The following is an 18,534-nucleotide window of genomic DNA, read 5'->3' as shown; positions in this document are numbered from 1 at the left end:
GGTGCGCATGATCACTGCTGATGACCAGAAGCTTGAGCCCGGCGACCTGATCCAGCTCTTGGAACTGGATGGCGAAGCCCGGGGCATGGGCATTCTGCGCTACCACGCGCACCAATTGAACGGCCCCATCTTTTGGAAGGGACAGATCTACCAGCCTCGGCCGTTTGAGGTCGGTGGCTTCGGGCGCGGCACCGAGGGCAACACCAGCACTCCGATGCTCAAGCTTGGGAACCTGGACGGCGTCATCACCGCTCTGTGTGTCCAGTTTCAGCACCTGGTGGGCATCAAGGTAACTGTCCGCGAGACTTACGCCAGGTATCTGGATGCGGCCAACTTCCCCGGAGGAAACCCGAACGCAGGGGATCAGGAGCGTCTGAACATTTCCTATATCAACGTGCCCACCAGTATCGGCCGGCAGGAGATTGTGTTTGGCCTTGCTCCGCCTACCTCGGTGAAAGGACAGATGCTGCCAGGCGGGCTGATCATGAATCGTTGTGAGTGGTGCCTGTGGGGCGAGTACCGCGGGCCCGACTGCAACTACACCGGCTCGGCGATGTTCGATGCTGACGGCAACCCGGTGGACGATCCAGCGCTTGATCGATGCGGTGGCCGGTTGAGCGATTGCAAGAAGCGCTTCGGCGAAAATAATCCACTGCCTTTTGGCGGCGTCCCTGGCGCTGGCCTGGTATGACCATGAACAAGACTTTGCTGAAAAAGGTCCAGGCACACGCTGAGGCCGAATTCCCGCGCGAGTGTTGCGGTGTTGTTATCCGCGAGAACGGAAGGCGCGTCTATGTGCCATGCCGAAATGATGCCCAGACGCCCAGCGAGCACTTCATCATCAACCCAGAGGACCAGTGCGCCGCCGAGGACCGGGGCGAAGTCGTCGAGATCGTGCACAGCCACCCGAACGCACTGGCAACCCCAAGCATGGCCGATCGCGTCAGTTGCGAGCTGCACGGCGTGCCATGGTTCATCCTGGGTTGGCCTGGCGGCGATACCGCAACTATCAAGCCTGAGGGCTATGAGGCACCACTACTGGAGCGTGAGTTTCACCACGGCATCCTCGATTGCTATGCCCTGGTACGCGACTGGTACGCCCGGGAATGGGGCATCGATCTGCCGAACTTCCCGCGGCGCGACGGCTGGTGGAACGATGGCGAAAGCCTCTACGAGCGGTATTGCGAGGAGGCTGGGTTCTACAGGGTAGGCGATTTGCGCAAGGGCGACCTGGTCGTCATGCAGATCGCCGCTCAAGGGGGCAGCATGCCGGCAGCCCCTAACCATGCCGGCGTCTACCTGGGTGATGGCTTACTTTCGAGCGTGCCCGGCCTACATGCCGCGCCCGGGACATTCCTGCACCACCGCTACGGCAAGAAATCTTCCCGCGACGTTTATGGCGGAATGTGGGCTGAGCGCACCGTGATGATTCTTCGCCACCAACGAGCACCGGAGGAAACCTGATGTCCATGCAAGTAGGCGCCCCGGCTTTGCCGGCCGTCGTATCAGTCCGGCTCTATGGTGTGCTGGGTGCCCGCTTCGGTCGGATTCACCACCTGGCGGTTGCTTCCTGCAGCGAAGCGATCCACGCGCTGTGTGTGATGGTACCGGGCTTCCGGCGGTTTCTGCGCTTAGGGCACGAGCGCGGCCTGGAGTTCGCTGTGTTCCGCGGTAAGCATAACGTCGCGGAAAACGAGCTTGAGATGCGCTCGAACCGCACCGATGACATCCGTATCGCTCCCATCGTAGTCGGCAGCAAGTCTGGCGGACTGTTCGCAACAATTGCTGGCGCTGCGCTGATCGTCATCGGCGCGATCACACAGCAGTATTGGCTGGCCGCAATCGGCGCCGGCTTGATGCTGGGTGGGGTGGCCATGAACATGGCTCCGTCGACAGCGGGCTTGCTGGGCGATGAGGGCGACGGCAACAAGTCGTCCTATGCATTTGGGGGCGCAGTGACTACCACGGCTCAAGGACGATGCAAGCCTCTGCTTTACGGCGAGCGCGACGTAGGTGGAGCCCTGGCCTCGGCCGGTATCTATGCCGAAGACCAGACTTGATTGAGTTGTTTGAACGAACCGCCTCCGGGCGGTTTTTTATTGCTCGGAGGAAAGCATGGGTTCAGCACTGAAGATTGGCGGAGCAAAGGGTGGCGAGAGCAAACCCCGGCAGCCATACAAGGCGCCCGATAGCGCGTTGTCGATCGCCACCGCCAAGATGCTCTACATCATCAGTGAAGGTGAGATTGCCGGGCCGGCCGACGATGCGCGTTCATTCAAGCTGGATGGCACGCCCTTGATCGCTCCGGACGGCTCCGAAGCGTTTCCCGGGACCACCTGGGAGTTTCGCTCGGGCTCGGTTGATCAAGAGCACATCGCGGGCTTTCCTGCCGCCGAATACGAACAATCGGCTGGCTTGCCGGTTGAGTTGCGATCGGACGTGGCATGGACGCGGGCGATCACCAACCGTGATCTGTCCGCTGTCCGGGTGCGTCTTTCGTGGCCGCAGATCTGGGAGGTGAAGACCAACGGTGACCAGGTCGGCTACCGCATCGATTACGCCATCGAGCTTTCCGTCGACGGAGGCGCTTTCAACACCGTACTGTCTGCCACCCTCGACGACAAGGGCACGACCGAATACGAGCGCAGCCACCGCGTCGATCTGCCCCAGGGCTTCAATACCGCCGTGCTGCGGGTGCGCCGGCTGACTCCAAACCGCAACGACAGCAATTTCGCCGATGTCATGCGGGTGAAGGCGCTCACGGAGGTTATCGACGCCAAGCTGCGCTACCCAAATCTCGCCCTGGCTGCGTTGCAATTCGATGCTTCCCAATTTTCCAACATCCCAAAATTCAGCCTTCTTTGCCGTGGCCGCATTATCAAGGTGCCGAACAACTACGACCCGGTCACACGCACCTATACCGGCAGCTGGGACGGCACGTTCAAGCTGGCGTATTCGAACAATCCGGCCTGGGTCTGGTACGACCTGCTGCTGCACCGCCGGTACGGCCTTGGCCGCCGAATCACGGCTGACATGGTGGACCGTTGGTCTCTGTATGAGATCGGCCGTTACTGCGACGTAATGGTGCCGGACGGGAAGGGCGGCATGCAGCCACGCATGACCACCAACGTCTACATCCAGGACCAAGTTGAGGGCTATGCCTTGCTGTCCGACCTGGCCAGCGTTTTCCGCGGTAGCAGCTGCTGGAACGGCTCGAAGGTCACCGTGATCGCCGATATTCCGGGAAATGACGACGGCTACGTGTTCACTCGTTCGAACATTGTCGGCGAGTTCGAATATGGCGCAATCGCGCTTCCCGACCGTCATACGCGAGCCAAGATCAGCTGGGACAACCCCGCCAACGAGTTCAAAACCGAGCCCACGGCCGTCACCAACGACGACATGATTGGCGTCCTGGGTCACCGCATGCTTGACGTGGCGCGGTTCGCTTGCACCGTTGAAGGCGAAGCGATTCGGCACGGCATATGGGCCTTGAAGTCCGAACAGTACGAGACGTGGACCGTCAGGTTCACCACCGGCATGGAAGGTCGGAACATCGAGCCAGGCCAAATCATCGGCGTCGCGGATGAGCTGCTGTCTGGACGGGCCAACGGCGGGCGTATCTCCGCCGCCACTGCGCGGGTCATCACGCTTGACTTCGACGCTCAGGTGCAACCAGAGGACCGACTCATAGTTAACCTGCCTAGCGGGAAGGCAGAAGGACGGATCGTGAAATCGGTCGCCGGGCGCCAAGTCACCGTCATGGCGGACTACTCGGAACTGCCAGAGCCTGAAAGCGCTTGGTCGATTGAGAGCGCTGACCTTGGCGTCATGCGCTTCCGGGTGAACACCATTGAGCCGAAAGGTATGCACCAGTGGGAAATCACCGGCGTGCAACACGAGCCAGACAAGTTCGATGCAATTGACCACGGAGCGCGAGTTGACCCTCAACCGATTACCGTCTTGCCACCTGGTGTCATTGAGCCGCCAGAGAGCGTCGCAATCACCTCGCGCAGCGTTGTCTCGCAGGGCATTGCGGTTACCACGATGCGGATTTCCTGGCCGGCGGTGAAGGGCGCTGTTGCGTACGACGTAGAGTGGAGGAAGGATAACGGCAGCTGGCTGCGCCTGCCGCGCACAGGCACGCTGGGCGCCGAGGTCGAAGGGATCTATTCCGGGGTTTACCAGGCAAGAGTGAGTGCTGTCAGCGTGATGGACGTGTCGTCTGTCTTCGCCATGAGCGCCCTGGTCGATTTGAAGGGCAAAGAAGGTCTGCCGCCCGCAGTTGCATTCCTCACTACCACGCCACTGGTTTACGGCACAGGTCTCGCCTGGGGCTTTCCTGCTGGCGCCGAGGACACCGAGCGCACCGAGATCTGGCAGAGCGCAACCACCAACCGCGACGACGCTATCAAGCTGGGTGACTTCGCCTACCCGCAGGCAGAGCACGAAATTCATGGCCTTGCCGCGGGTGTGTCGTTCTTCTACTGGGCACGCTTGGTGGATCGCTCCGGGAACATCGGCCCCTGGTACCCGACAGGTGTTGGCGTAAACGGACAGTCCAGCAGCAACCAATCCGAATACGAGGAGTACTTCAAGGACAAGATCAGCAATGGCGCTCTGTATCCCGCGCTGAGACAAGAGATCGAACTGATCTCGGGCCCGCCCACACTGGAAGGTTCTGTGGCTCAGCGAGTTGCAGCCGAAGCGACGGCGCGCACCCAGGCGATCGACGCAGAGGCGGCGGCACGCGCTCAGGGCCTGCTGGCCGAGGCCCAAGCGCGTGGCACCGCCATCACCAGCGAGGCGCAGACCCGCCAATCGGCCGATGCCGCCCTGGGTCAGCGCATTGACACCGTCACTGCATCGGCGGGGGGGAACGCTGCTGCCATCCAGTCGGAGATCACCGCGCGCACCAATGCGGACACGGCTCTGGGGCAGCGGATCGACACCGTGGCGGCCAGCAGCGCGGCCAACTCGTCGGCAATCAGCAACGAGACCACGGCGCGAACCAACGCGGATGCGGCCCTGGCTTCGCAAATTGCAACAATCCGGGCCGAGTCTGGCGGGTTCGATTCGGCGCTCAACTATGGCTTTGCTTCGACGGTTGAAGGCTGGACGGGCTCACGCTGCACGCTCACTGTAGAAAACGGCCGCCTGGTTGCCGCAAATGACGGTACCGGCACTGCATATCTGAGCTCGCCAACGGTGTCGGTCAAGGGCAGAGACCACGACCGCGTCCGCTGCCGGATCACCCGGCGCGCGGGTTCTGGGTGGACTGGTCAGGTCACCTACGCTACCGCCAATCATGCTTCCTCTACGTCCTACCGCAAGGTGATCCCGGATCCGGGGTTGGCGGTTGGGCAGACCATGGTGCTTGAGTGGGACATGTCGCAGTTGACCAATGGTGGCAGCGACTGGTCGGACAGCACGATCACCAGGTTCTACCTGTGGCTCAGTCCCGGCGCTACCGATGTATTCGAGATCGACTGGATTGCCGTAGGCCAGATCGCACCGTCGGCTTCGGTGGCCTCGGTTGTGGATGAACGCACTGCCCGAATCAGTGGTGATGAGGCGAATGCCTCGGCCATCCTGGGCCTGAGCAGCAGCTTGCAGACCACAAACGGTAACGTGACGGCTGCGCAGCAGGCTGCCCAGGCGGCATCCGACAAGGCCGGTGGCAAAGGCGAGGTGATCTACAGTAGCACCGAGCCGGCAACGGACAAGCGCCTGGCGCAGAACCTGTGGATCGATACCGCTGGGGCGGCGAACACGCCAAAGCGCTGGACCGGGTCCGCCTGGGTTGCAGTGACCGACAAGGTGGCCACCGATGCAGCAGCAGCTGCCGCTAGCGCGCTCGCTCAAGTCGCGGCCAAAGCTGATGCCTCTGCCCTTCAGACGTTGCAAACCACCGTCACCAACCAAGGCAACACGCTGACCGCTCAGGGCACCTCGATCACTCAGATCAAGGCGTCTATCGGCCAGCAACCTGACAATCTGCTACGGCGTGGGAGTTTTGAAGATGGCCTGCTTGATCCTTGGGTGCCGGTCACGGGCGGTATTGATCCAACGATCACGGCTGTTGCCGCGCATCCTTCCGCAGGTAAGGCCATCACATTCTACAGCAACAGCTTCTGCGGCAACGCCTATTCCGTGCTCACAAAGGCTGGAGAGCAGTTCGATGTGTCGGCGGATATCTTCCGGAATTACATGACGGCAGGCCAAGCGGGCCACTTCCAAATGCAGTTTATCGACAAGGCGGGGGCTAGCCTTGGCTACTTCACAGCGTTTTCCTTCACTGCAGGGGGGCAGTTCCAGACATACACCGGACGCATTACCGCTCCAGCTGGCGCTGTTGCGGGGCGCTTCCTGACATTGATCACGCCGTCTGATGGCTCTGGGCGGACACTCTGGTGCAACATCGTGGCGAGGCGCGTCACCGCTGCAGATGCGGCAAACGCCGATGCAATCAGCACGCTTAGCAGCACGGTTACCCAGCAGGGCACAACGCTGACCAGCCAAGGGCAATCGCTGTTAAGCCTCACAAACCGCATGAGCGACGCCGAGGGCGTGAATAGCGCGCAGGCGTCGGCCATCAGCCAGATGGACACGACGGTCAAGCAGCAGGGTACTGCGATCACCGCGCAGGCCAGTCGCCTGGACGGGCTGTATGTCCAGGTGAATCCGGAAATGGAAGGGGACAGCTCCGGTCTGGCAGGCGCCACGGGTGGCCTGGTGGGTGTCTGGACTGAGCAGTCGGCCCGGGTCGAGGACGGCATTGCGATGGGGCGCCAGGTCGAAACGGTCCAAGCGCAGATGGGCCAGACCAATGCCTCTGTACAGCAGGTCAGCGAAGTCGTAGCTGGTGTCGATGGCAAGGTGTCGGCCATTTCTTCCTGGAAAACCGAGACGAATGCCAGCGGCAAAAAGGTGGCCACCGGCATCATTCAAGGAAGTGATGGGTCCGTTGGCGAGATTCTGCTGTCGGCCGACCGCGTGGCGATCATCAACGGCCTGAACGGGCAAGAGGCAAGCCTGTTCGTTTTCCAGAATGGTCAGCTGTTCTTGAACTCGGCATTGATCAACCAAGCCTTCATCCAGGAGCTGATCATGGGTATGAGTATTCGTTCTCAAGCACTCAACTCACAGGGCCTGCCACTGCTGGAAATCAACTTCGCTGCGGGCACGTTCACGCTGCGAGGCCAGGATGCCAACGGTTCGACACTGCTCAACAACGGAGGCCTCTATGTGTATGACGCCAATGGCACCGAGCGTACGGCAGTGGGGAGACTTACCTGATGGCTGACCTGTATGGACTCCGGGCGCGCGATGCGTCCGGGGTTATCACCTTGGACACCACCATCACCTCGGTGCGGTCGCTGAAAATGATGCAGGTCGCTGGCAATGGAGCGTTCGACCAGTACATCTCAATTCCCGAGATTCAGGCGCAGTCGTTCGTGGTGGTTGATGCGCTGTATAACGGGTCAGATCTCACTTACACCCCGCCGGCCTGGGCCACTCCGGGTCAGCTGCAGCTACGGCAGCCCGGGACTCTGACTTGGCAGGTAATGATCTTGTCGCAGGGCGGTGAGCCGTTCGCCGCCCCGGGCAGTTATGGTATCCGGGCTTCCAATAACAGCATCCGCACCCAGATTGACTCAGTCAACCAGGTGTTGACGGTTCGCTACAGCGGAGGCTTGAACATCGGCTTTCAGGGGCCGGGAAGTGCGAATCAGATCCAGTATGGAACTGTGACCTTTCCGCAGCCGATTACCACCTATGAGCGGCCGCTGATCTTCCTGAATGCCGAAAATTACATGATGGTTGGCAACTTCTTTATGACAGGGGCGCCGGGCAATTGGACTGGCTTCCGCATCAAGGCATACAACAATCAGGCGGCGCACGGCGACACTGCGCTTTACCCGATGATGATCAAGTGGTTCTGTGCGAGCTACATGACGCCAAACACCGCAGTCGATATGTACGGCGCCTCTGTTCGTGATGCCTCTGGTAATCGCACGTTCGTAACGACAGCCAATCTTGCATTGCTGAACAGTCAGCCAGCGAACAATTCGTTCGTCAACGCTGGCGCGCCCATTACCGGGGTGAGCTACTACGCCTCGTCAGCCCAGATGGGGTGGACGGGAAATTACAGCGACTATGTCCTGGCCAATGCGCTGTTCTCCTGCACCAGCATTGGTCAAACCACTCAGCCTATTCGGGCAAATTATGGCGGCTTCCTTCCTGGTAGGCGTGATGTGCTCCAAATGTATTGCGAGAATTTCGATGGCGTTAACCCGCTGAGCGTGAATGGTCGAACGCTATTCGCGTCTCGCCCAATGAAGCCTATTTAAGGAAGCGACATGGCAAAACAAGTAATTAACCTCGGAACGGCTCCTAGCGGCGCCGGTGGAGACGACCGCCGGAGCGCCTGGCTGAAGGCAATCGCAAACTTCGATGAGCTGTACAACTTCCTTGCGGGATCTGCCAACGCTGCCGGGCTGCCAGCTAGCTTGGCGGCGGCTATCACTGCAGCTGGGGGGTATGCAAAATCGAACATTGTAGGGGCGGTCGGCCAGGCGGGAGGCGTGCCCAGTGGTGCCGTCATTGAGCGGGGATCTAACTCCAATGGCAACTACGTCAGATACGCGGATGGCACGCAAATTTGCTGGCACTCGGTTAACGTTGGAGCTGTTGATCACCCCAGCTTGATTGGGCCGCTGTACTACTCAGCGATCACGGGGGCGAGACCTTTCCCGATAGCATTCTCGGCGGTTCCAATCTGTGAGATGAGCTTGCGCTCTGTCTCTGGAGGCACGGTGATGATGACCGAAGCTGCGGCTGCAACGGCCTCAGCCTCAAAGACGCTGTACAGCATCGCGCCCACCGCGGGATCCCGCACCCTGGTAATTGAATATATCGCTATAGGACGGTGGTATTGATGATCATCAAGCTTTCTCCTGTCCGCTCTGACTTGGAGCTGACCGTGTACAAGCAAGGCGACAGCCTCACTATCAACGGGCTGACCCTGGACCTCTCGCCGCTCCCTGACGGCGCGACCATTCCTGCCGCTGCAACGGGTTGCGAATGGATCATCGATCAAGTTGCTCGGATCAATGGTCAGCTGACGTTCAGCCTGAGCCTGCCACATGGGCCCGACGCCCCAGAGGCTGCCCGTTTCCCGGCTGACATTGCCGACCCGGCAAATGGCAAGGTCGCGCTGCCAATCCCTGACGCCCTGCTGCCATCGCCGAGCCGAGGCTATGCAGCCATTGATTGGGGGCAGGTGGTGACTGCCGAGGATCAGGCCCAAGCAGCGATTCAGCAAAAGCGCGATGTCGCCATCGCTGAAGTTGCTCAGCGGCGGATGGTGGCAGACGCGGCTATCGCGCCGCTGCAGGATGCTGTTGATCTGGAGGACGCCACCGCAGAAGAAGCCGAGACGCTCAAGGCCTGGAAGCGGTACCGAATTGCCCTGAGCCGGTTGCCTGAGCAGGCCGGCTACCCCGACGAGATCGATTGGCCCGCATTGCCGGCCTGACCAAACACTGCAGCTCACCCAACCGCCACCTGGCGGTATTTTTTTGCCTGGAGAAAACCCATGCCGTTCATCGTCATCAACAACAGTAACAACTTCGATCCCATCCACCAGATCGAATACGCCACGGAACAGGAAGCGGATGCCGCGGCCCGCAAACTGCTGGAGGAGCAGCCGGCTGCAATCGTCCGTACTGCCCAGGTGCTCAAGCGCTACTGGGCGCAGGTGACCGTGTCCGTGGAGGAAGCTGCAGGTCAACCAGTACAGGAGGTCACTGAATGACTACTCCCCGCGGTGTGCGCAATAACAACCCCGGCAACATCGATTTCAACCCGCGTAATGCTTGGCAGGGCCAGCTCGGCCTGGAGGAGGGCGTTGCCAAGCCACGCTTTGCCCGCTTCGACCAAGCAGAGAATGGCATCCGGGCCTTGGGCAAGCTGCTGCTGAACTACCGGGGCAAGGACGGTATGCCCGGCGTCGGCCGGCCTGGCATCGACACCCCGCTGGAATTCATCAGCCGCTGGGCGCCGTCCAGCGAGAACAATACCCAGGCCTACGCCCAGGCCATCGCCAAGCGCCTGGGTGTTGGCGTGCGCGACTCCATCGACATCTCCAGGCCGCAGGTGCTGCGCGAGGCGGTGGTGGGCATCATCGTTCACGAGAACGGTGGCAACCCCTACAAGGCCGGAGTGATCGATGAGGGTATCCGGCGGGCCTTGGCATGATGCCGCTACCCGTGGAGGGCGGCCGCTTGGTCGCCGTACTGATGGGGGCAGTGCTGCTATTAGGTGCGGGCGGTGTCGGCGGCACCTGGCTGACGTCCGGCCATTACCGGCCGCTGCTGGATCAGGCCAATAAGCAGGCGGCGACCTGTGTTGCTGCCCGGGACAACCTCAGCGGGCTGGCAGCAGAGCAGGGCAAGGCGCTGGGTGACTTGGCACTTGCTGCCAATGAGCGACAGGCCGGCGCTGAGAAGGCAGTGGGCGAAGCCAAGGCCAGTGCAGACCTCGACTACGCAGCAGCGAACCGCTTGCAGCAGGAGCGCACCGGTGGCGACCAGTGTGCTGCCGCCACCTCAATCATCGACAAGGAGCTTGGTTTATGAGGATGCCGTTGATCGTATGCGCGCTGGCGCTGGCTGGGTGCGGCGGCCGGGTTGAACCGCAGGTGCAGTACGTGCGCATCGAGGTGCCGGTGCAGGTGCCGTGTCTGGCGCCGGAGGTTGCGGTACCGCCATGGGCCGCCGCCGGCCTGCGCAAGAGTGATAGCTTGGAAGTGAAGGTCCGGGCGCTCCTAGCTGAGAGGAGGCAGAGGATCGGGTACGAGAGGGAGCTGGAAGCGGCAGCCGATAGCTGTCGTTGATGGAGCGCGGTAAGATGAGCCACCCCCTGCCCGCCAGCAGGGGGTGTGGCTCCAGCCTTAGGCTCTTACTTTGGCCAGCACGAAGCTAGCACAGAGCACCAGTACTGTAGCGGTTACTGGACCGACACCAGCAGCACAGAGTGCCGCTGCTGCTGCACCGAACGCATAAATGCGCTGGGCGAGAGCCTCTGAACCGTTCAGATCGGCAATACTCATCGTATTTCCTCCCAGAACTGCCACCCCAGTCCCTTACAGCGGTTGGTAGGGAGGTGGCTGGCTCAGACTGCGCCGCTATCTTTGTGTTTACCAGACACAGGGCACGGCACCCAACCGGTTCAAGGGCGCCGCCGGTGAATGCCGAGGGCGTCGAGATGTGGCGCATCATGCCCAAGATACGTGGTGCCGTCTAGTGGCGTTTTGCCTGGCTGGCTCTGGGGGAATTATGGGGGAATTGATACCCCCAATTGTGTGGAGTCCTGCTGTGTCGTGCTGTGTTGAAGTGGTTGATTTTATTGGGTTTTACAAAAATCGCTCAAAAAAATATGAGATCGAAAACGGATTCGAAATCCGTTGTACTGGCAACAGTACCTAGGGTTCAAATCCCTATCTCTCCGCCATACACGAAGTAAACAAAGCCCCCGAAAACGTTAAAGTTTTCGGGGGTTTTGTCGTTTCTGGCCATTGGGTTAGGGCAAATTCAGGGCAGAAATTGAACATGCGAGGCCGTGTCCGGCACAGCTTTCGGCAAAGAGCACCGGCGTTGCTCGAACGTGCGGCTTGGTTACTCAATGGCAAACACCATACCGGCCAGAGGCGCGTTTAAGGCCGCCGCAATGCCCGCTGCGCCCCCGGCAAGTATCGAACCCCACTTGCGTGATAGAAGTGGGTCGCCAGTCAGATTTTCTAGGTCATCGAACTTGCTTTGGTCATGGCAGATGCTTTACGGATGCTGTATGCACCCCAGGCCAGGCCAAGCAATGCTGCAATCACCGATGCCGAAAGCACGCCAAGTTTCGCCGCCCCCAGCGCGCCAGGATCGACGAAGGCGAGATTGGCAATGAAGATCGACATGGTGAAACCGATGCCGGCCAGCAGCCCGACCAAGGTGATGCTGCGCCAGCTCACCTCGGCGGGAAGCGCGCACCAGCCCAAGCGGACCATCAGCCAACTGACGCTGACGATGCCCAAGGGTTTGCCAACTACCAGAGCGACAGCGACGGCGATCATCACCCACTGCGGGGCCTCGGCTGACAAATCGACACCCGAAAGATTTACCCCGGCATTGGCCAAGGCAAACACCGGCATGATGCCGAAGGCTACCCAAGGGTGCAGGGTGCCTTGCATGCGCACCACTGGCGGCACCAGTTCGCGCTGGGCCAGGCGCAGGCGCTTCAACGGGTCCATGAGGTCGCTGGCATCGCGCTCGGGCGCCCTGGCGCGTCCCAGCAGCTCTCCGGTGAATCGGCTGATTGCATCCAGTGGTCGCTCGCGCATCGGCATTGCGACCACTGGCGTCATCAGGCCCAGCACAACGCCTGCGAGGGTGGGGTGGGCTCCGGTCAACAGGATGCCCAGCCAGGTGACAAAGCCGGGAATGATGTACGCGTAGGCCGAACCCACTCCGATCTTCTGCAGCCCGATCACCATCAGCAGGCCGATCAGCGCAACCCCGAAACCGCTGTAATCGAGGCCGCCCGAGTAGAAGAACGCGATAATCAGTACTGCGATGATGTCATCGATGATGGCCAGGGCCAGCAGAAACACGCGGACGTTGGACGGGATCGACTTGCCGAGCAGCGCCAGGACACCTACCGCAAAGGCGATATCCGTAGCCGTCGGTACGGCCCAGCCTTGTTGTTCCGCCGCAGCGTGACCAAAACCCAGGTAGAAGAGCGCGGGTACGGCTACACCGCCAATGGCGGCTGCCATGGGCAGCATGGCCTGCCGAAGGCTGGACAGTGCGCCCTCGTGGATCTCGCGACGGATCTCCATGCCCACGACAAGGAAGAAGATGGTCATCAAGCCATCATTGATCCAGAAATGCAGCGACTGTGAATAGATCAGCGAACCCACGCCGATCGTCAACGGTGTGTGCCAAAGGGCGTCGTAGCTTTCGGCAGCCGGGGAGTTGGCCCAGATAAGCGCAGCAATAGCTGCAACCAGTAGAACGATGCCGCTGACCGCTTCAATGTGCAGAAAGCGTTCAAGGTTGGCGAAGGCACGCTCGGCCAATTCCTGGGCGCGAGACAATTCCTTTTTTTGCATAGGCGCAAGTACTCCCGCATGGCGGCCCGACCTGCGCTGTTCTTTAACCTGCCCCACTGCACCGTGCAGCTGGCACCCGTTCGGTAGTCTACCGAACAACCGCTACTCAAGGCTATGACGTGACCGTGAATGAGCGCGAAGATGGGCGGGTAACCTCTGGCCTAGAATCGCCAGAAAGCTGGAGAGACGAGTACCAGTACGGTCAGGATTTCGAGCCGTCCAAGCAGCATGCCGACAGTCAGCAGCCATTTGGCAGCGTCCGATAACGAGGCGAAATTACCTGCAGGACCGATAAGCGCTCCCAGCCCCGGGCCGACGTTGCACACGGCGGTAGCGGCCCCGCTCAATGCCGTTGTCCAGTCGAGCCCTAGCAGCGAGAGGCCAAGGGCGATGACCGCGATGGTGACTGAGAAGAAGAACGAAAACGTCAGCAGTGAGCGCACGATCTCTTCATCGATCGGGTGCCCATTGTATTTCTTCGAGATTGTTGCCCTTGGATGGATCAACTGTTTCAGGCTGCTGACAAGCAAGGCCGCGGCCACCTGGAAACGGAATATCTTCAGGCCTCCAGCGGTAGACCCCGAGCAGCCACCGACGAACGTCAGGTAAAAGAACAGCATGATGGCGAAGCTGCCCCAGAGCGTGTAGTCGCCCACGGCAATGCCCGTGGTGGTCACCACGGAGGTGACGTTGACCGCCACGATACGGAACGCATCCCACCATGACAGATCGCTGTGCAAGCAGAGCCAGGTTCCGACCGTGAGCCAGATGAAGACGAGAAAGCCAATGAAACCGCGGACTTGATGGTCATCGAGCAGGATGCGCCGATGGCCACGCAGCGTGGCCACATACAGGGTGAAAGGGAGGCTGCCGAGGATCATGATGACAACGGCTACCCAATGCACCGCAGGCTGCACCCAGTGGCCCAGCGAGGCATCGGAGGTAGGGAAAACACCGGTTGAAATCAGTGCCATCGAATGATTGATGGCTTCGAACGGGGTCATGCCGGCAGCCCACAACGCCCATGTTCCCAAGACTGTCAGGCCCACATAGATGATCAGGATCATCTTGGCCGCAACATGCGAGCGGGGTGTCACTTTGTCTGACCAATCCGAAGATTCGGTCTGGAACAGGCGCATGCCACCTACGCGCAGCAGGGGCAGGATCGCGACAGCCATGCCGATAAAGCCGATGCCTCCCAGCCAGTGCAGCAAAGACCGCCAGACAAGCAACCCGGGCGATGCATTGTCCAGCCCGGTTAGTACCGTCGAGCCGGTGGTGGTGATCCCTGACATGGTTTCGAAGAACGCGTCCGTGTAACTGATGTGCCGGATGAACACCATCGGCAAGGCCGCAAATGCGCAAACGATGACCCAGCTTGCCGTTGTGAGCAGGTACATGTCCCTGGCGCGCAGTTGCGGTGCGCCGGGAGCGCCTCGGGCCACCATGACCAGGCCTGCGCAGAGCACGATAAGGCTTGACCAGACGAAAGCGCCGAGATCATCGCTGCGGTCGTACAGCAGCAGTGTCAGCATCGGGATTACCATGCTGACGGCCAAGGTGATCAGGAATACACCAATAATGAAGGCTATGAAGCGCAACGCTGGAAGCGGCATTAGTTGAGCTCGTGCGGACAATGCCGGCAGTATTGCCTGCCGTACAGCAATGTCGAGTAAAAAGCCGTAATGTCTTAGGACAGTTCATACAGAGCCACTCGATTGTTGCACAGGTGCAACTAGCCAGTGCACCTTGCTGCTTGGATCCAATGCCAGGGTTCTGTATCATCCCGCCGCCATCAGACGATGGCCGAAGATGATTCATTTAAAGGACTTAGTATGAAAAAGCTGTTCAAGGCTACTGTAGCCGTTGCTGTCGTTTCGGGTGTTGCCCTGCTGTCGGGTTGCACTGGCCAGGTTTACAACCAGCCAAAAAACTGCACCTACGACTACCTGTTCCACCCTTCGGTTTCCATCTCCAAGATCATCGGTGGCTGCGGCCCGATCGATAAACTGCCTCAGCAGCAGTAATCTTGGCGGTACCCTGATCGCGACGCTTGCGGCGTGATCCAAGGCCCCCGGTCATGTACATGGCCGGGGGTTTTTGTTTGTGGCCACTTCAGATGCAGGTCTTGCCAGAAGGCCCGGCTCGCGGATACCAGTGCATTGAACGCTGCCTGGGCTCAGGCCCAGATATCACCGATGGTAAAGCCTTCGGGGAACGGGTCGTCGTGGTCGAGCACGAAGGTGTTCAGGCCGTAGATCCAGCTTTTGCCGGTGATGGTTGGTACCACGGCCTCGTTGCCGCCGATGCTGGTTTCATCGATCAGGCGGCCGGTGTAGATGTTGCCGAGCAGGCCCTGATGGCGGAAGTCCTGGAGCAATGGCAGCTCACCCTTGGCGTGCAGGGTGGCCATCTTCGCCGAGGTGCCGGTACCGCACGGGGAGCGGTCCAGCGCCCCGGTCCAGGTGGCCGGGTCGTCCCACGAGAACTCGCCGCAGGTCATGGTCACCGCGTTCTTCCAGTCGGCGTTGGGGTCTTCGCTGGGGCCGGACAGCTGCGAGATGGTGATGCCGATGCCGGGGTAGTCGGGGTGTGCCACCGGCAGTTGCTCGATAGCCGCCTGGCGGATCATCGACGATACCCGGGCGATTTCGGCGCCGTGCTGCGGGATCAGTTGCAGGCCTTTGAACTGGCGCACGTCGGCGATTACATAGAACATGCCGCCCCAGCCCACGTCCACGCGCACCTTGCCCAGGTGCGGTACGTCGATTTCGGCATCCAAGTGTGCGGCGAACGCTGGTACGTTCTGGAAGGTGACGGCCTTGACCTTGCCGCCCTCGCATCGGGCCTTGATGCGGATCAGCCCGGCCGGGGCCTCCAGCACCAGCTCGGTGAGCGGCTCCTGCATCGGCAGCATGCCCATCTCCAAAAGCACGGTGGCCACCGAGATGGTATTGCTGCCGGACATCACCGGGTACTCGATCTGCTCCATGATGATGTAGCCGGCGTCGGCCTCGGGGTGGCTTGGCGGGACGATGATGTTGCAGCAGTGCGCCGGATAGCCGCGCGGTTCACGCAGCATCAGCTTGCGCAACTGATCGTCGTTGGTTTCGAGCCATTTCATCTTGGCGTGTACGCTGTCACCGGGGATGTGCGGTACGCCGCCTGTGATGACGCGCATGGGGATGCCGGCGTGGGTGTCGACGGCGTGGATGGTGCGTTTGAATGACATATGGGCGGCCCTGTTCTGATCGGATTGAGGCGGGGTCTGGGGCGCAGGATAAAGCGGTGGGGCGGGGCTGTAAGTCGAATAAATCCGATCGGGTGACCGGTTTTTTGAATGGCATTTGCGCAGGCCTGTGCCGGCCCTTTCGCGGGCAAGCCCGCTCCCACACGGGCGCACAGGCCTGAGACAACCCGCCACCTTGACTCCCGGGCCGGCAATTTGTTTGTGCTGGCATTTAAGTTACAATCGGAAAAACGATTCAGCCTTGTCGGTCAATTCGACAAAAGGCCGAGTCGTTTTCTGGTTCTCTGGCTGCTGAACAATGATCAACAACAAGCCTGCGCTGCAGAACATGCTTTACCTGGGCCAGCCACAGGCCCGCCCTCTGTTCTCCTGACTGGAATCGATCAATGTTCAAGAAAGCTGGCAAGACCTTGCTGGGTCTGGCTGTCGCTGCAAGCGTCATGCAAGCGCACGCCGCAGAAACCAAGAAAGTAGATGTGCTGCTGGTCGGCGGCGGCATCATGAGCTCGACCCTGGCCGTGTGGCTGCACGAGCTGGAGCCAAGCTGGTCGATGGAAATGGTCGAACGCCTGGATGGCGTGGCCGAAGAAAGCTCCAACGGCTGGAACAACGCCGGTACCGGCCACTCCGCGCTGGCCGAGCTGAACTACACCCCGGAAGACAAGGACGGCAACGTCAACATCGCCAAGGCCATCGAAATCAACGAGGCCTTCCAGATCTCCCGCCAGTTCTGGTCGTGGCAGGTCCGCCAGGGCGTGCTGAAGAACCCGCACTCGTTCATCAACACCACTCCGCACATGAGCTTCGTGTGGGGCGATGACAACATCAAGTTCCTGAAAAAGCGTTATGACGCGCTGCAGGCCAGCCCGCTGTTCCGCCCGATGCAGTACTCCGAGGACCACGCGCAGATCGCCAAGTGGGTCCCGCTGATGATGGAAGGTCGCGACCCGAACCAGAAGCTGGCCGTGACCTGGACGCCAATCGGTACGGACGTCAACTTCGGCGAGATCACCCGCCAGTTCGTCGGCCACCTGAAAACCCAGGAAAACTTCGACCTGAAGCTGTCCAGCGAAGTGCAGGACATCACCCGCAACAAGGACGGCTCGTGGCACGTTGAGTACAAGAACCTGAAGGACGGTAGCGAATCGGCTACCGACGCCAAGTTCCTGTTCATCGGTGCTGGTGGCGGCGCGCTGAAGCTGCTGCAGAAGTCGGGCATTCCTGAAGCCAAGGAATACGCAGGCTTCCCGGTGGGCGGCTCGTTCCTGGTGACCGAGAACCCGACCGTGGCCATGCAGCACATGGCCAAGGCCTACGGCATCGCCTCGACCGGTGCGCCACCCATGTCGGTTCCGCACCTGGACACCCGCGTGCTGGATGGCAAGCGCGTGATCCTGTTTGGCCCATTTGCCACCTTCTCGACCAAGTTCCTGAAGAACGGCTCGTACCTGGACCTGCTGAGCAGCACCACCACCCACAACGTGTGGCCGATGACCAAGGTCGGCATCGATCAGTACCCGCTGGTGGAATACCTCGCTGGCCAGTTGATGCTGTCTGACGACGACCGCTTCGAAGCCCTGCGTACCTACTTCCCGAACGCCAAGAAGGAAGACTGGCGCTTGTGGCAGGCCGGCCAGCGCGTGCAGATCATCAAGCGTGATGCCGAGAAGGGTGGCGTGCTGAAGCTGGGCACCGAGGTGGTCGCTTCGCAAGACCGCACCATTGCCGGCCTGCTGGGTGCATCGCCAGGTGCTTCGACTGCTGCACCGATCATGCTGAACGTGCTGGAAACCGTGTTCAAGGAGAAGGTCGCTACCCCAGAGTGGCAGGCCAAGATCAAGCAGATCGTGCCAAGCTACGGCACCAAGCTGAACGACTCGGCGGCGGCCACCCAGAAAGAGTGGAACTACACCGCTGAAGTGCTGCAGCTGGAGAAACCACCGGTGATCGACGAGAGCGTCGGCACTACGGTTGCACCTAGCCAGCCGGTTGAAAGCAAGCCTGAGAATGACATGGCACTGTAATCGGCCATTGTTGTGACAGAAGCCACGGGGGAGACCTCGTGGCTTTTTTGTTTCCTGTGTCCGGCCCCTTCGCAGCACAAGGCTGCTCCTACAGG

Annotated in this window: 17 protein-coding genes and 1 pseudogene; 13 read left to right on the top strand and 5 right to left on the bottom strand. The window is 60.6% G+C overall.

Translation table 11 applies throughout. The annotated features are described in order from the left end of the window. The first annotated feature begins 7 nt into the window (after positions 1-7). The 11 genes from ACK56M_RS22290 to ACK56M_RS22240 are packed head-to-tail and all read left to right on the top strand — an operon-like array spanning position 8 to position 10,900. A complete protein-coding gene (locus ACK56M_RS22290) occupies positions 8-691 on the top strand; it encodes a phage minor tail protein L (RefSeq protein WP_100413836.1) in 684 nt (227 codons plus the stop codon). Next, on the top strand, positions 688-1,464 hold the full coding sequence (locus ACK56M_RS22285) for a C40 family peptidase (protein WP_162998281.1): 777 nt from the start codon (positions 688-690) through the stop codon (positions 1,462-1,464). The genes ACK56M_RS22290 and ACK56M_RS22285 overlap by 4 nt, the downstream gene beginning before the upstream one ends. Further along, on the top strand, positions 1,464-2,060 hold the full coding sequence (locus ACK56M_RS22280; RefSeq protein WP_232859868.1) for a tail assembly protein: 597 nt from the start codon (positions 1,464-1,466) through the stop codon (positions 2,058-2,060). The genes ACK56M_RS22285 and ACK56M_RS22280 overlap by 1 nt, the downstream gene beginning before the upstream one ends. Before the next feature lie 55 nt (positions 2,061-2,115). After that, the gene (locus ACK56M_RS22275) at positions 2,116-7,299 is read left to right on the top strand and encodes a phage tail protein (protein WP_411959064.1); all 5,184 of its coding nucleotides are present in this window, start codon (positions 2,116-2,118) and stop codon (positions 7,297-7,299) included. Continuing rightward, on the top strand, positions 7,299-8,354 hold the full coding sequence (locus ACK56M_RS22270; RefSeq protein WP_411959063.1) for a hypothetical protein: 1,056 nt from the start codon (positions 7,299-7,301) through the stop codon (positions 8,352-8,354). The genes ACK56M_RS22275 and ACK56M_RS22270 overlap by 1 nt, the downstream gene beginning before the upstream one ends. Positions 8,355-8,363: 9 nt before the next feature. Further along, the gene (locus ACK56M_RS22265; RefSeq protein ID WP_411959062.1) at positions 8,364-8,942 is read left to right on the top strand and encodes a hypothetical protein; all 579 of its coding nucleotides are present in this window, start codon (positions 8,364-8,366) and stop codon (positions 8,940-8,942) included. After that, positions 8,942-9,541: a tail fiber assembly protein gene (locus tag ACK56M_RS22260; protein WP_411959061.1), complete on the top strand. Its 600-nt coding sequence runs from the start codon at positions 8,942-8,944 to the stop codon at positions 9,539-9,541. The genes ACK56M_RS22265 and ACK56M_RS22260 overlap by 1 nt, the downstream gene beginning before the upstream one ends. 60 nt (positions 9,542-9,601) lie before the next feature. Then, entirely contained in the window at positions 9,602-9,820 is a 219-nt protein-coding gene (locus ACK56M_RS22255; protein WP_411959060.1) for a hypothetical protein, read from the top strand. After that, the gene (locus tag ACK56M_RS22250; RefSeq protein ID WP_411959059.1) at positions 9,817-10,263 is read left to right on the top strand and encodes a structural protein P5; all 447 of its coding nucleotides are present in this window, start codon (positions 9,817-9,819) and stop codon (positions 10,261-10,263) included. The genes ACK56M_RS22255 and ACK56M_RS22250 overlap by 4 nt, the downstream gene beginning before the upstream one ends. Continuing rightward, entirely contained in the window at positions 10,260-10,643 is a 384-nt protein-coding gene (locus ACK56M_RS22245) for a hypothetical protein (protein ID WP_121757743.1), read from the top strand. Before ACK56M_RS22250 ends, ACK56M_RS22245 begins: the two co-directional genes overlap by 4 nt. Next, a complete protein-coding gene (locus tag ACK56M_RS22240; protein ID WP_121757742.1) occupies positions 10,640-10,900 on the top strand; it encodes a hypothetical protein in 261 nt (86 codons plus the stop codon). Before ACK56M_RS22245 ends, ACK56M_RS22240 begins: the two co-directional genes overlap by 4 nt. Positions 10,901-10,957: 57 nt before the next feature. Here ACK56M_RS22240 and ACK56M_RS22235 read toward each other — a convergent pair whose 3' ends face one another. The 4 genes and pseudogenes from ACK56M_RS22235 to ACK56M_RS22220 form a co-directional block, all read right to left on the bottom strand. Continuing rightward, positions 10,958-11,116, bottom strand: a complete 159-nt coding sequence (locus ACK56M_RS22235; protein WP_162998280.1) for a hypothetical protein — start codon at positions 11,114-11,116, stop codon at positions 10,958-10,960. Between the two features lie 568 nt (positions 11,117-11,684). Continuing rightward, positions 11,685-11,765: pseudogene (locus tag ACK56M_RS22230) on the bottom strand (chloride channel protein); the annotation flags it as partial. Between the two features lie 38 nt (positions 11,766-11,803). Next, a complete protein-coding gene (nhaA, locus tag ACK56M_RS22225; RefSeq protein ID WP_038410099.1) occupies positions 11,804-13,165 on the bottom strand; it encodes a Na+/H+ antiporter NhaA in 1,362 nt (453 codons plus the stop codon). Positions 13,166-13,326: 161 nt separating this feature from the next. Continuing rightward, positions 13,327-14,781 carry a TrkH family potassium uptake protein gene (locus ACK56M_RS22220; protein WP_411959058.1) on the bottom strand — a complete coding sequence of 485 codons (1,455 nt, stop codon included), beginning with the start codon at positions 14,779-14,781 and terminating at the stop codon, positions 13,327-13,329. Between the two features lie 219 nt (positions 14,782-15,000). Between ACK56M_RS22220 and ACK56M_RS22215 the strand changes: the two genes are divergently transcribed. Next, positions 15,001-15,192, top strand: a complete 192-nt coding sequence (locus tag ACK56M_RS22215) for a YhfL family protein (protein WP_003254720.1) — start codon at positions 15,001-15,003, stop codon at positions 15,190-15,192. A gap of 152 nt (positions 15,193-15,344) precedes the next feature. Here the strand turns inward: ACK56M_RS22215 and ACK56M_RS22210 are convergent, their stop codons facing one another. Then, complete coding sequence (locus ACK56M_RS22210) at positions 15,345-16,397, bottom strand: proline racemase family protein (protein ID WP_015271372.1); 1,053 nt, start codon at positions 16,395-16,397, stop codon at positions 15,345-15,347. Between the two features lie 404 nt (positions 16,398-16,801). On the opposite strand from ACK56M_RS22210, the gene mqo reads away from it, so the two are divergent. Then, a complete protein-coding gene (mqo, locus tag ACK56M_RS22205) occupies positions 16,802-18,439 on the top strand; it encodes a malate dehydrogenase (quinone) (RefSeq protein WP_085721527.1) in 1,638 nt (545 codons plus the stop codon). Positions 18,440-18,534: the final 95 nt, after the last annotated feature.

Origin of the sequence: Pseudomonas sp. s4 (genome assembly GCF_046764235.1) — a bacterium.
GTDB classification, from domain to species: domain Bacteria; phylum Pseudomonadota; class Gammaproteobacteria; order Pseudomonadales; family Pseudomonadaceae; genus Aquipseudomonas; species Aquipseudomonas asiatica.
The sequence above is the reverse complement of the archived record's forward strand: the minus strand, read 5'-3'. Positions and strand labels throughout refer to the sequence as shown.